9 protein-coding genes are annotated in these 13,986 nt (G+C 70.8%); 6 read left to right on the top strand and 3 right to left on the bottom strand.

The window, feature by feature from the left end; genetic code table 11:
- Positions 1-150: 150 nt before the first annotated feature.
- Entirely contained in the window at positions 151-1,332 is a 1,182-nt protein-coding gene (locus ABEA24_RS18815; RefSeq protein ID WP_345432200.1) for a homogentisate 1,2-dioxygenase, read from the bottom strand.
- 194 nt (positions 1,333-1,526) lie between these two features.
- On the opposite strand from ABEA24_RS18815, the gene ABEA24_RS18810 reads away from it, so the two are divergent.
- The 4 genes from ABEA24_RS18810 (at position 1,527) to ABEA24_RS18795 (ending at position 6,366) form a co-directional block, all read left to right on the top strand.
- Positions 1,527-1,940, top strand: a complete 414-nt coding sequence (locus tag ABEA24_RS18810) for a hypothetical protein (protein ID WP_345432199.1) — start codon at positions 1,527-1,529, stop codon at positions 1,938-1,940.
- 159 nt (positions 1,941-2,099) lie between these two features.
- A complete protein-coding gene (locus ABEA24_RS18805) occupies positions 2,100-5,069 on the top strand; it encodes a VCBS repeat-containing protein (protein WP_345432198.1) in 2,970 nt (989 codons plus the stop codon).
- Between the two features lie 54 nt (positions 5,070-5,123).
- Positions 5,124-5,819, top strand: a complete 696-nt coding sequence (locus ABEA24_RS18800; protein WP_345432197.1) for a maleylpyruvate isomerase family mycothiol-dependent enzyme — start codon at positions 5,124-5,126, stop codon at positions 5,817-5,819.
- A 127-nt stretch (positions 5,820-5,946) separates the two neighbouring features.
- Positions 5,947-6,366, top strand: coding sequence for a hypothetical protein (locus ABEA24_RS18795; RefSeq protein WP_345432196.1), 420 nt, complete (start codon positions 5,947-5,949; stop codon positions 6,364-6,366).
- 140 nt (positions 6,367-6,506) lie between these two features.
- On the opposite strand, the gene ABEA24_RS18790 is transcribed toward ABEA24_RS18795, so the two are convergent.
- A complete protein-coding gene (locus ABEA24_RS18790) occupies positions 6,507-9,134 on the bottom strand; it encodes a fibronectin type III domain-containing protein (RefSeq protein ID WP_345432195.1) in 2,628 nt (875 codons plus the stop codon).
- 116 nt (positions 9,135-9,250) lie between these two features.
- On the bottom strand, positions 9,251-11,542 hold the full coding sequence (locus tag ABEA24_RS18785; protein ID WP_345432194.1) for a WD40/YVTN/BNR-like repeat-containing protein: 2,292 nt from the start codon (positions 11,540-11,542) through the stop codon (positions 9,251-9,253).
- A 176-nt stretch (positions 11,543-11,718) separates the two neighbouring features.
- On the opposite strand from ABEA24_RS18785, the gene ABEA24_RS18780 reads away from it, so the two are divergent.
- The gene (locus ABEA24_RS18780) at positions 11,719-12,414 is read left to right on the top strand and encodes a response regulator transcription factor (RefSeq protein ID WP_345432193.1); all 696 of its coding nucleotides are present in this window, start codon (positions 11,719-11,721) and stop codon (positions 12,412-12,414) included.
- A complete protein-coding gene (locus tag ABEA24_RS18775) occupies positions 12,411-13,889 on the top strand; it encodes an ATP-binding protein (protein WP_345432192.1) in 1,479 nt (492 codons plus the stop codon). Before ABEA24_RS18780 ends, ABEA24_RS18775 begins: the two co-directional genes overlap by 4 nt.
- Positions 13,890-13,986: the final 97 nt, after the last annotated feature.

The following is a 13,986-nucleotide window of genomic DNA, read 5'->3' as shown; positions in this document are numbered from 1 at the left end:
GCATGCGGTCGGGCGTCTCCAGCCGTTACTACCGAGATATTCGGTAAACAGATTTAGCGACGGCGACCGGAAATGCCGAGAAGGCCGCCAATGGTCGATTCGGACCGCGGCCTGCTCGGCATCTCCGGCAATACTCCAGGCTTCGGACGGTCAGCGAGCCCAGGTCCAGGCGTAATCGGACGCCTCGACGGACAAGGCCTCACCGCCGATGTTCAGCGGCCGGAACGTGTCGATCATCACGGCCGTTTCGGTGGTGGTCTTATGGCCTTTTCGGACCGCCTCGATGATCCCTTCCACGGAGCCCGGCGCCGGCCCGTGCGTGAACCCGGACGGGTGCAGGCTTATCGACCCGATGTCGATTCCCGAGCCGCGGCGCGCCGTGTAATCGCCACCGACATAGAACATCATCTCGTCGGAGTCGACATTGTGGTGGTTATACGGAATGGGGATCGCCGCATCGTCGAAATCGAGCGGTCGCGGGCAGAACGAGCAGATCACGAAGTTCGGGCCCTCGAACGTCTGGTGCACCGGCGGCGGCGCGTGCGTGCGCTTCACGATCGGCTCGAAGTCGGCGATGTTGAAGACGAACGGGTAGAGGCAGCCGTCCCAGCCCACGACGTCGAGCGGATGGTGCCGGTAGGTCAGGCGCGACAGGCCGGCGCGGGTGCGGACGAGCACGGGCACGTCCTCGCCCTCCAGGACCAGCGGCTCGGCCGGCCCCCGCAGGTCGCGCTCGCTGTACGGCGCGTGCTCAAGGAACTGGCCGTACTGCGACAGGTAGCGCTTCGGCGGCCGGATGTGCCCCGAGGCCTCGAAGACCATCAGGCGCAGCGGCTCGGCCGGCTCGGTGCGCACGAAGCGGTGGATCGTCCCGGTCGGGATGACGACGTAGTCGCCGGGTCCGACGTCGAGGGCCCCGTACGTCGACTCGAGCCGCGCCCGGCCCGCCTCGACGTACACGCACTCGTCCCCGACCGAGTTGCGGTACAGCTCGCCGTCCGCGTCGGCGGCCACGTACGAGATGCGGACGTCGTCGTTGGCCAGCAGCAGCCGCCGCCCGAGCACCGGATCGCCCCCGGCCTTGATCTCGTGCGCCTTGAAATGCCGCGGCAGCAGCGGATGGTTCGGCCGTACGCCCGTGGCGTGGGCCGGAACGTCCACGCCCTCGCTCTTGACGATGGCGGTGGGCGGATGCACGTGGTAGAGCAGCGAGGAGTCCGAGGAGAACCCCTCCTCCCCCATCAGCTCCTCGGCGTACAGCCCGCCATCGGGTCTGCGGAACTGGATGTGCCGTTTACGGGGGATCTCCCCGACGGCGCGGTAATAGGGCATCTCCACTCCGGGTCTCGGAAAAGCGTCGATCACCTTCACTGCCGACTCTAGGCCGTGGCCTGTGGCGCCGCCAGACGCCTCCGCGCTGGTCGGGGGCCGGTACGGGCGGAACGGCCCCCTGCGCCGGCCCGGACGGTGCCACGGGACCGTCCGGCGGCGACTAAGGTTTTCCCGTCGTTCAACGAGGAGGAAGAATGCGCGGAGGCGTACGCCTTCCGGCTTTGATCGTCACGGTCGGGCTGCTGGCGGGCTGCAGCGACCCGGCCGGTGCGGCGCGCCGCGAACAGGCCGCCGCCCGGAAGAAGTCTCCGTCCCCCCACGCCACGGCGTCCCACAAGCCCGCCAAGCGGCATGCCAAGGCGGCGGCGTGGTGGCAGGCGGTCGGCACGACCAGGACGGCGGGCGGCCTCCGCGTGAAGGCCGGCGCGCTCAAGGCCGGGCGGGTGAAGGTGATCATCACCGACGTCACCGGCCACGCCGAGCGCAAACTCACGGCGTCGGCGACCCCGCAGCCCGTCACGGTCGGCGGCTTCACCCTCACGGCCGTCAAGGTGAGCAGGTCGACCAAGACCGGAAAGTACGGCGTCGGCTTCCACTACCACCGCTGACCGGCGGCGCCCGCCGGATCTGGAGCGCGGCCGCAGAAAGTGAGTAGGGGGTACTCATGTGCGGTAGCGCGGCCGATGGAACGGTTCGAGCACGGCGACAGGAGTCTGCCGGAAATGCACCGTTCGCAGAGGGGGCCGGGTCTCATGGTGACCATCGGTGTGACGACGCATCTGAATGATGCCTCCGAGGAGGTCTTCTTCTATGTCGTTCCGCCGGTGGGCGCTGGTCCGGTGGTGCTGGTCAGATATGAGAGCTTCGATGTTCATTCGGAGCCGATCCTGTGGGAGCAGCGCATCACCGACAATCCCCCTCTCCCGGCGTGGCGCAAGCTCACCGGCGATGCGCTGAAGAACAGGATGCGGGCGTCGAACGTCCGGCAGGGCGGCCTGCTGGGACCGGAATCCGGCCTCGCCGACTACCAGCTGCGGGGATATGTCGATGCACCGGTCCTGAGCAAGGGCGACGTCTACCGGGTCTGGGGCACCACCGACCCGGACGCGGACCCGAACAGACCGGACACCGACCGGACCGGGATGAAGACGGTGCTGGCGGCCGGGCAGCGCGGCACGCTTCTGCCCCCCGACGGGCTGGTGGCCACCCTCGGGCCGGACAAGGTGACGGTGGACATCACCACCGCCGGACGCGTCCCGGTGGCCGTCGTCGCCGAAATCGCGGAGGGAACGCCGAAGGAGTTCCCTCCGTTCGGCTACCACGATTTCGCCCGCCCGATCGGCCGGGTGCTGCTGGGCGAGCTGCGCGGCACCTGGCGGGTGGACCTGGTCAAAACCGACGACGCGACCGGCAGCGCGCTGCGTCCCGGTGGCACCTACACCGCGGTCGTGCGCGTCATGGACACCAACGGGACCTGGCAGGAGCACGTCCAGCAGGTGACGTTGCTGGTGCGCCAGGTCGATCTCGCCGTGGAGGCCGTCACCATCATCGATGACGGCGACCCGGGGGGCGATTCCGACGGAGACTTCGTGGTGCGGGTCTTCACCGGCAACTGGGGAGACGGCACGGCCACCGAGGTGCGGGCCTGGCGCTTTCCCTCCGACGACAGCTTCGCCGAATTCGAGAGCGGCGACGTGTTCGGGATCGGCGGCACCGTCCACCCGACCGGACCTCCGTGGCGCACGACCATCGGCCCCGCACCCGTGGACGATCGGCAGTTCGGCGTTCGTCTGGAGATCTTCGAGCAGGACGCCCCCCTGGAGCCTGACGAGCGGGCCAGCGGCGTGTGGCAGCGCACCACCGACGAGTCCGTCACCGACAGTGAGATCTTCGTCCGTACCGACCGGAACCCGCCCTACGTGACCGCGTCCGCGACCGGGAAGTTCTCGATCCGCTACGTCTCGGCCGCCGGCCCTGTCACCGGACCCTGGCAGTCGTTCGGGGTGTCGTTCCCGGCGGACTTCGGCGTGGAAGCCGACTACGACGGCGATCAGCGCAACGACGCGGCGGTGTGGCGCCCAGACGGGGGCGTATGGTTCATCGCACCCGCCGCGGGCGGTCCCGTGCGGATCGAACGCCTTGGTGAGCCGCAAGATCATCCGGCTCCCGCCGATTACGACCGCGACGGCAAGGCCGACCTGGCCGTGTGGCGCCCCACCACCGGCCGGTGGTACCTCCAGCCGTCCTCCGGCGGTCCGGTGCAGGAGCGCACCACCGGACGCGACGGCACCCCTCTCACCGACCAGGACCGCCAGGATCTGTTCGTTCTCTCCTACAGCCTGCTGACCCAGGGTCAGCGACTCGCCGCGGCCGGCCGGACCGGCGAAGCGGCTGAACCCGCCCGAGGAGGAATCGAGATCCTCCTGCGCCTGGCCCCGGCCCTGGATGACCCGAAGGTGTTCGACGTGGTCGCGCAGGTGGGCATCAACTCCGGCTATCTACCGGCGGCCGAAGCCGTCGAACCCGTACGTCAGGTGGCGCCTTTCGCTCAGCGGCTGGCCGAGGGAAATCCGGGAAACCCGGACTACCGCTACCGATACCCATGGATCCTCGTGGTCCTGGCGCAACGCCTCGCCGCGGCCGGCCGAGCGCCCGAAGCCACAGAACCCGCCCGCCAGGCCATCGCACTCTTCCTCGCACTCGCACCGGACACCGACGACGGCTACCTCTTCGACCTGATCGCACAGGTCGGCATCAACTCCGGCTACCTACCGGCGACCGAAGCCGTCGAACCCGTACGTCAGGTCGTCCCCTACGCCCAACGTCTGGCCAGGGCGAATCCCGGCAATCCCGATTACCGGTATCGATACCCGTGGATTCTCGTGGTGCTGGCGCAACGCCTCGCCGCGGCCGGCCGAGCGCCCGAAGCCGCAGAACCCGCCCGGCAGGCCATCGGACTCTTCCTGGCACTCGCACCGGACACCAACGACGCCTACCTTTTCGATCTGGTCGCGCAGGTGGGCATCAACTCCGGCTACCTGCCAGCGGCCGAAGCCGTCGAACCCGTACGTCAGGTGGTGCCTTTCGCTCGGCGACTCACCGCGGCGAATCCGGGAAACCCGGATTACCGCTACCGGTACCCGTGGATCCTGGTGGTCCTGGCGCAACGCCTCGACGGGGCCGGTCGACGTCCGGAGGCGACGGAACCCGCCCGGCAGGCCATCGGATTGTTCTTGGCCTTTGCTTCGGACGCCAATGACGCTTATCTCTTCGATCTGATCGCACAGGTGGGCATCAACTCCGGCTACCTGCCAGCGGCCGAAGCCGTCGAACCCGTACGTCAGGTGGCGCCTTTCGCTCAGCGGCTGGCCGAGGGAAATCCGGGAAACCCGGACTACCGCTACCGATACCCATGGATCCTCGTGGTCCTGGCGCAACGCCTCGCCGCGGCCGGCCGAGCGCCCGAAGCCACAGAACCCGCCCGCCAGGCCATCGCACTCTTCCTCGCACTCGCACCGGACACCGACGACGGCTACCTCTTCGACCTGATCGCACAGGTCGGCATCAACTCCGGCTACCTACCGGCGACCGAAGCCGTCGAACCCGTACGTCAGGTCGTCCCCTACGCCCAACGTCTGGCCCTCGCCCATCCGGACAACGCCGCGTACCAGGAACGATTCACCTGGATCCAGCAGGTGCTGGAACAGCGGATCGCCGCGGCCCAGGCAGTGGCGTGACGGTCGGGGCACGCGCGGCGAATGTTCCGCCGTGTCCGGGGCAGGAGGACGGGCGTGACCGCACTTGACGATCTCGACCCGTTCGCCGTCTTCGACGCCGAGGCCGAGCGCCTCGACCGCTTCTTCAGAGAGCTGAGCGAAGAGGACTGGATGCGGCCGTCCCGCTGCGAGGGATGGACGGTCCGCGACGTCCTCGCCCACCTGGCGGGCGAGGAGGACTACAACCACGCCTGCCTCGACGACGGCCTCGACGGGCTCTGGTCCCGCCTGGAGAAGAACGGCATCTCCGGCCTGGCGGACTTCAACGACTGGACGGTCCGCACCCGGCGCGGTCTCCCCGTCGCCGAGGTGCTGGACGAGTGGCGCACCCGGAACGGCGACACCCGCCGGCGGATGCGCGCGCTGGGACGCGACGCCACGCTGGCCACGATGTCCGGGCCGTACCCCGTCGGCCTGCAGGCCTTCCACTACTCCTCCGAGTACGCCACGCACGGCGACGACGTCGGCGTGCCGGTCGAGGACGCGCGGGAGCGTACGGCCTGGCGCGTCGCGGTCGGCCTTTTCGCGCTGGAGGAGCAGGAAGCCGACGTGGAGGTCGCGGAGGACGACGACGGCGACCTCGTCGTGCGCACGTCCCGCGGCCTGGGCCGGCTGACCCCGGCGGAGTTCGTCGAGGCGACGGTGGGACGTCTCCCCGACGACCACCCGCTCGACGCGGACCTCCGCGACGCCCTGCGCTGCCTGGCCTGACCGGGTCTCAGCGACATCACGAATGGGTCTCAGGCCCTAATCCTCGGTTGAGCCCGCAGACTCTGTATCGCGGCCTATCGCATCCCTAGGGTGATCTCGTCACGCAAGATCATCCCTAGGGGGAAATATGCGCAAACTCTCCATGGCCCTCGCCGGCGCCGTCGCGCTGGGCGGTCTGGCACTCACCACTGGTACGGCGAGCGCGGGCACGGTACACACGGAGAGTTCCTGGCCGAAGGGCAGCAAGTTCGCCGCCTACTTCAAGGGGCATGGACTGAAGGTCGACCAAGTAACCGTCTGGAACAAGAAAATAAAGAACGGGAAGCCGACGGTCTGGGGCTGGGGCTACGTAGAGGTGTCCGAGCCGAAGCACAAGTTCAGAATCATCTGGGCATCGAAGTACACCAAGAAGCCGGGGAAGCCGTCGATCGTCGTGTGGAAGACCGGCAAGAAGTTCGCCAACGGTACTCTGCTCTGCGCCGGCGTCGCACCGACGAAGGCGTTCGTCAACCACGTGGGCACCGCCTGCGCCAAGGTGCACAGCTAGTCTGCGGCTGCGCCCGATCCGTACACCAGCGGCCGAGCCACGCGTCGGCGCGGTGATCGTCGAATAGGGCAGCCTCGCGCCTTACGAAGGCCGCCCCCCTTTCCCCGGGGGCGGCCTTCGCGTCTTGTCGTCGCGCTGCCTCAGTTGCTCTGCGTCGTCGCGGTGACCGACGCGGGGGTGCCGGTGCCGGTGGCCGTGACGGCGGCGATGGTGAAGGTGTACTTCGTGCCCGGCTGCAGGCCGTTCACCACGCGGAGGAGCGCCTTGGCCGTCGGCTGGCTGATCAGCGTGTCCCGGCCGTGCACCGCGACCGTACGGCCGTCGGAGACGCTCACCGTGTAGCCGATCACCGGGGTGTCACCGGTGACGGTCGGCGGGGTCCACTGCAGCGCGACCGCGTCCGCGCTCGCCCGCGCCTTGAGGCTCGTCGGCGCGGCGGCGAGCGCACCCGTGCCCGAGCCCGGCGTGACCGCGGCCGACGGCAGTGACGGCACGCTGACGCCCGAGGCGCCACGGGCGGTGACGGTCACCGTGTACGGCGTGCCGTTGGTGAGACCGTCGATGACGGCGTACCCGGTGCGCCGGAAGTCGGCGGCGCCGATCGTGACGTTCTTCCCGCCGGACGCCGTCGCGGTGTACGAGGTGGGCGCCGCGCCGTCGGAGGCCGGGTTCCAGGCGACGTACACCTTGCCGTCCGCGGCGAAGGTGGCGACGCGTCCCGGGGTCTCCGGCGCGGTCGGCACCCGGACGCCGAGGATCCCGCGGTACTTCGGCTCCAGGCCCGCGTTGGTCACGATGTCGGCCGGGGCCTTCGACGGGTCGGACAGGATGTGGTTGGCCTGGGTGACCAGGCCCTTGTTGTCGCTGTCCGGGTCGCCCTGCTGCCAGTAGTTGCCCTTGATGAGCGTCGGGTCGTTGTTGCCGAGGGAGTCGCGGTAGTCGGTGTGCCGGCTGGCGACGTTGGCGTACGCCGCGTTGTACAGCACGTTGCCCTCGATCGTCTCGTACGTGCAGCCGTTGTCGGTGTAGACGTTCTTGCCGAGGCCCCACTGGTCGTGGATGACGTTGCCGGTGACCTTCTCGCCGTCGGCGATGGACGTGCCGGTGATGCCCTGGGTGTAGATGCCGCCGCCGTCGTCGAGCAGCTGCATGTAATCGAAGATGAGGTTGTCGCGTACGGCGTTGTCGTGCGAGAGGTTCGGCGTGGCCGGTTTGCTGATCTTGTCGGGCCAGCCGCCCCAGCCCATCGAGATCGCCGAGTACGCGACGTCGTCGATCTGGTTGTGCGCGATCGTGTCGTGCTGGCTGTAGCCGTTGATGATGGCCACGCCACCGTGGAACTCACGCGGCAGCCCGTACAGGTGGTTGTCCTCCACCGTGTTGCCGCGGGTGGTGCCGGCGTCGTCGGCCTGCGGCTTGTCGACCCCGCCGATCTCGACGCCGTTGCCGGAGATGTCGGTGAAGACGTTCCCGCGGACGACCGCGTCCTTGGTGCCGGTGCCGAACTCCAGCCCGGCCGCGCCGAGGTGGGCGAAGACGCTGTCGCTGAACTCCACGCGTTCCCCGGTGACGGAGATGTTGCCCGGTTCCTTGGTCCAGGAGGCGTACGGGCAGGTGCCGCCCGCGACGAACTGGCACAGGCCCTGCGTGGCGTACCCGGTCGTGCCGGTGATGGTGTAGCCGGCCTGGATCTCGGAGAAGCCCTCCGGGCTCGACGGCGTCAGCCACGTCGCGTACGAGAAGCGCAGGCCGCGGAAGGCGACGTCGTGGATCCCGCTCGCGTCGATCAGCTTCTCGATCGCCGGGACCTCGACGTCCGCGCGGCGCAGGTCCTGCCCGGCCCGGGGCTTGTAGTAGACGCGGTGCCTGGTGCGGTCGAGGTACCACTCCCCCGGCTGGTCCAGCAGTTCGAGGGCGTTCTCGGCGTACGCGGGCAGGCTCCCGTTGGTGAGCGTGCCGGGCCCGACCATGTTGACCGTACGGCCCGGGATGTCGGGGAAGATGACCCGCTTCATTGAGTTGTCCCAGCACGGCTGCGCCATCGTGACCGTGGTGCCGGAGACGGAGGCCACCGGGCAGCGCGGCTCGGTCCACTGGCCGAGGCCGTAGCGCTCGGCGTTCCAGAGCTTCTCGCCGGCCGTGTAGACGAACTCGACGTCCCCGGGATTCCGCCACTTCGCGAGCGTGTCGGCCGACGCCGTGTATCCGGTGTCGGTCGCGGTGAGGGTGACCGGGACCTTTCCGCCGGCGCGCTGCGCGCGGACGCCGTCGACGTACAGCTGCCGGGTGTTGCCGAGCCCGCCCGGGGCGGGGGCGCTCCAGACGCCGTTCGGGCCGGGCCGCCAGCCGGTGACCCGGCGCCCGCCGCTGATCACGGTGCCGGACGAGCCCTGCCAGATGATCCGGTGGCCGTCCCGCCCGGAGTCGCGCGCGTCGAGTTGGAGGGGCCGGGTCAGCCGGTGGACGCCGGATGCGAGGTGCACGGTCAGATCCCCGGTCAGGCGCCGGGACCGGGCCAGGTCACGGGCGCGTTCGAGGGTCCGGACGGGGCGTACGGCTGTGCCCGGCGCGTGGTCGGAGCCTGCCGGGGAGACGTACACGTCCTGGGACGCCGCCTGCGCCGCCGGCACCCCGGCCGACAACGCTCCGGCGGTCACGAGGGCGGTCAGTCCGGCCGTGAGGAGCAGTACGCCCGGGGCCCGGGATCGCGCCGACTCGGCGGCGAAGGCCCGGGACCCGGGCGAACGAAGGCGGAAGAAGCGGGGCATCGGCCCTCCAGGGGTCAGGAGATGCCCCAAAGGTAGGACCAATTATTCAATCGATCAATACTTCTGTGCCGGAGCGACCGGTTATCGAGATATTGATCGGATCACTCGCCCTTCGATCAGTCGATCCGGTTGAGCAGTGCCGGGGTGAGCCGCATGCTGTAGACGCCGCGACCGAAGGTCGCCGCGAACAGCCTCCCCGCCTTGAACTCGATGTCGGTCACCGAGGCGAGCGGCAGGCTGCCGAGCCGGATCCAACGCCTCCCGAGGCCCGCGAACACGCCGGCGTCCGTCGCGACGACCAGCACGCCGCGCGGACCGATGATCACGTCGTTGACCGGAGCCGTCGGCAGGTTGCCGGTGATGTCGCTCCAGGTCCGGCCGCCGTCGTACGACGTGAGCACATTGCCGCCGCCGGTGCCGGCGCGGTAGCCGGACAGGGTGACGACGATGCGCGCCCCGTCGAACCGGACACGGGTCACCCACTGTTTCCCGGTCAGCAGCGGCGTCCACGTCCGCCCGGCGTCGCTGGTGAGCTGGACGCGGCCGTCGTCGGTGCCGGCCAGGATCCGGTCACCGGTGGCCTGCACGGAGGTCAGCGTGCCGAACGGATAGACCGGGTCGTCGCCGGGCCCGCCGGTCAGGTCCGGGCTGATCGGCGTGAAGTGCAGGCCGTCCGCCGACCGGAAGAGCCGGTTCCCGCCGAGGTAGGTGACGTCGGGGTCATCGGTGGCGAACTCCAGAGGGCTGAACCAGTTGAACCGGTCGTCCTCGTCGGCCGCGACGGTGAGGTCGGTGGTGTTGTCGCCGCCGTCGAGGGAGCGGGCGCAGTTGCCGTACTGGTAGCAGGCGTAGACGCGGTTCTGGTTCCGCGGGTCGATGAGGTTCTGCTCTCCGTCGCCGTCGTACCAGGAGTTCCAGCGCTCGCCGCCCCAGGTGCGGTTCGATCCGTTGTCCTGGGCGCCGCCGGTGATGCGCGTCGGGTCCTGCGCGCTCACCGCGACGCTGTAGAACTGCGTCCACGGCTCGTACGCCGCGTGCGTCCAGCTTCCGGCCGCCGCGTTGGCGTCCGAGCGGTAGACGCCGCCGTCGTTGCCCTCGTAGACCCGGCCCGGCTTGGTCGGGTCCCACGCGATCGCGTGGTGGTCGACGTGCGTGCCGGTGTCGTTGGTCCACGTCCGGCCGCCGTCCTTGGACTCCCGGAGGAACTGCCCGGGCACGAGGACGTGGTTCCGGTCGGCCGGGTCGGCCCAGACCTCGCCGCCCCACCAGCCGAGCCCGGCCTCGTGCGCACCACCCGTGGTGAAGGTGTTCCCGCCGTCGTCGGAGACGTAGAAGCCCTTCTCGTCGCCGTACGCGCCCCACGTCGCGGTGCGGACGTACACCCGTCCGCCGGGCGCGGCGGCCACCCCGGAGCGGCTGAAGCTCGGGTCGGGCCGCAGGCCGGTGGTGTCGCCGGGGGTGAGCTTGGTGACGTTCTCCAGCCGCGTCCAGTGCGCGCCGCCGTCGGTGGAGCGGTACAGCCCGGAGCCCGGCCCGCCGTACCGGCGCAGACTCGGCGTGCGCTGCCGGTCCCAGAGGGTCGCGTACACGGTGTCCGGCCGGTCCGGCGCGATCGCCAGGTCGACCGCACCGGTCCAGGCGTTCGCCCCGGCCAGCACGTGCCGCCACGTACGACCGCCGTCGGTGGTCCGGTAGACACCGCGCTCCCCGCCCGGGCGGAACAGCGACCCGGTGGCCGCCACGAAGATCCGCTTCGGGTTCCTCGGATCGACGGCGATCCGCCCGATCGTGGCCGAGTGACGCAGGCCGAGGTTCTGCCAGGTACGGCCGCCGTCCGTGGTCCGGTAGATCCCGTTCCCCTCGTAGGTGAGCGAACCGCCGCCGGGGTTCGCCTCGCCGGTACCGACGTAGACGGCCCCGTCCGGAGCGGCGACCGTGGCACCGGTGGCCTGCGGGAAGTCGTCCGGCCACACCGACCGGAACGTCGTGGCCCGGTCGGTGCTCTTCCAGACGCCGCCGCTGGCCGCCGTGATGAAGACCGCCCCCGCACGGTCGACGGAGACGCCCGTGACCCGCCCGCCGATGTTCGCGGGCCCCTCGGAGGTCCAGTGCCCGACGGACCGGATCCGGCGGGCCTGGCCGGCCGCCGTCAGCAGAGCCTGCTCCGGCAGCCCGGCGCCGCCGGACAGGTCCTGGCGCGCCTTCCACTCGCCTGGGGCGAGCGGCCCGCACTCCTCCGGTTCCTCGTCCTCCAGAACCCGGGTCGTCGCGGCCTTCGCCGCCTTCACCTCGGGCTCCTCGCAGTCCTCGCCGGTCGCCTTCGCATGCGCCGGGGCGGTGAGGCCGGCGACGAGGGCGAACGCCGGGACCACCGCCCACCGGGCCCATGGCCGGATCCTGTCGCGCACGGTCATCTCCCATCTCAGGAGTTGTCAGAACGCGCGCACTGTCACACCGGCCGAACGCCGGATCAAGACGCTGGGAGGGGCCGGATCCGGCCAGGGGCGCGGCCCATGTACGGGATCTCAGGCGGGTCTCATGTTCGCTTCATGGTCGGATCACGGCGAATGCCCAGGCTGGCCGCATGGTGGCTTCCGCACGGATCCTGGTGGCCGACGACGACCCCGCGGTGCGCTCCGCCCTGGAGCGGGTGCTGCGGTTCAACGGCTGTGAGGTCGAACTCGCCGAGGACGGCATCGGCGCCCTCGAGGCGGTCGACGCCGCCCGGCCCGACGTCCTGATCCTCGACGTGAGGATGCCGAACCTCGACGGTCTGGGCGCGTGCCGGATGCTGCGGCGGCGCGGGGACGACATCCCCATCCTGATGCTCACCGCCCGCGTCGACCTGGACGACCGCGTCACCGGCCTGGACGCGGGTGCCGACGACTACCTGACCAAGCCCTTCGAACTGGAGGAGCTCCTGGCCCGCCTGCGCGCGCTCCTGCGGCGGTCGCGCGGATTCGACGACGGCGACGGACCCCGCGAGGAGGTCCTGCGCTTCGGCGACCTCATCATGAACCTGACCACCCGGGAGACCCACCGCGGCGAGCGGCCGCTCGAACTCACGCGGACGGAGTTCGACCTGCTCGAGCTGATGATGCGCAACCCGCGGCACGTGCTGGAACGCTCCCGGATCCTGGAGGAGGTCTGGGGGTACGACTTCGGGCGTTCGTCCAACTCCCTCGACGTCTACATCGGCTATCTGCGGCGCAAGACCGAAGAGCACGGCGAGCCCCGGGTGATCCACACCGTCCGGGGAGTCGGGTACGCCCTCCGATGAGAGTCCCGTCCCCGCGCCGGCTGTCGCTGCGGTCCCGCGTGGCGCTGCTGGCGGCCGGCGCCGTCATCCTGGCGATCGTCATCGTGGCGTTCGCCGCCGACACGCTGCTGCAGAACGAGCTGCGCGGTCAGATCGACCAGACCCTCATCAGCCAGGCCAAGTCGTTCGCCCACTCGCCGGACGACCGGCCGGGCGACCGGCACGACGGCCGCCTGCTCGCCTCGATGGGGATCAGCGTCGCGATCGTCCATCCCGACGGCTCGGTCATGACGCCGCCGGGCACGACGCTCCGCGTGCCGGTCGACTCCGCCGACGTGCGCGCGGTGTCGGCGGGCCCGGGGCCTCCGGACCGGCTGCGCAGCGCCTACTCCGGCGACGTCCACGTGCGGGTCGTGACGACGCGGGCCCCGGACGGCACCGTCATCGTGCTGGCCCGGTCCCTGGCCGACGTCGACCGCACCGTGCTGCAGCTCCAGCTCGGGACCGTCATCTTCGGGCTCGGCGCGGTGACCCTCGCCGCCACCGCCGGGTTCGCCGTCGCCGGAGCCGGGCTGCGGCCCGTCCGGAACCTCACCCGGGCGGCCGCGCGGATCGCCCGGACGCAGGACCTGGACCCCACGCCGATCGAGGTGACCGGCGGCGGGGAGATCGCCGAGCTCGCGCACAGTTTCAACGCCATGCTCGCCGCGCTCAACCGGTCCCGCGAGCGGCAGCGGCAGCTGGTCTCCGACGCCGGCCATGAGCTGCGCACCCCGCTGACGAGCCTGCGCACCAACATCGACCTGCTGATCCAGATCCAGCGGCACCCGGAGCGGACCCTGCCCCAGGGCACCCACGACCGGCTGCTCGCCGACGTGAAGGCCCAGCTCATGGAGCTGACCACCCTGGTCGGGGACCTGGTCGAGCTGGCGCGCGAGGACGAGACGCCGCGCCTGCGCGTGCCCGTACGGTTCGACGAGATCGTCCAGCACGCGGTGGAGCGGGTGCGCCTGCGCGCGCCCGCGACGGTGTTCTCGGTGAACGTGGAACCGTGGGTCGTGGAGGGCGCGGAGCCGGAGCTGGCGCGGGCGGTCACGAACCTCCTCGACAACGCGGTGAAGTTCGGGCCGCCGGACGGCACCGTGTGGGTCGTGCTCCGCGACGGCGAACTCGTCGTCGCCGACGAGGGGCCCGGCATCGAGCCCGGCGACCTGCCGTACGTCTTCGAACGCTTCTACCGGTCGGCGGCGGCGCGCGCGGCCAGCGGGTCGGGCCTGGGCCTGGCGATCGTCCGGAACGCCGCCGAGCACCACGCCGGCCAGGTACTCGCGGAGAACCGGCCCGGAGGCGGCGCGCTGATCCGTCTCCGGCTACCCGGCGTCCCCGGCCCCGGCGGCGCACCCCCACCGGAGGCCGGGTCCACGGTCCCGACCGGGCCGAGGCCCCGATCGCGCGGACGCCGGCCGGCGGACGCGGACCAGCCGGCCCAGCGCTGACGGCGCGTACGGCGGGGTGGCACACGGCGACGCGCACGGCGGGCGGCGGGCAGCGGGGGCGGCGGCCTGGCACGCGGCGAGCGGCGCGCGCGGCGGG

This window comes from Actinoallomurus vinaceus (genome assembly GCF_039542055.1).
GTDB lineage: Bacteria > Actinomycetota > Actinomycetes > Streptosporangiales > Streptosporangiaceae > Actinoallomurus > Actinoallomurus vinaceus.
Note: the sequence above shows the minus strand (reverse complement) of the source record. Positions and strands in the feature narration are given on the sequence as shown.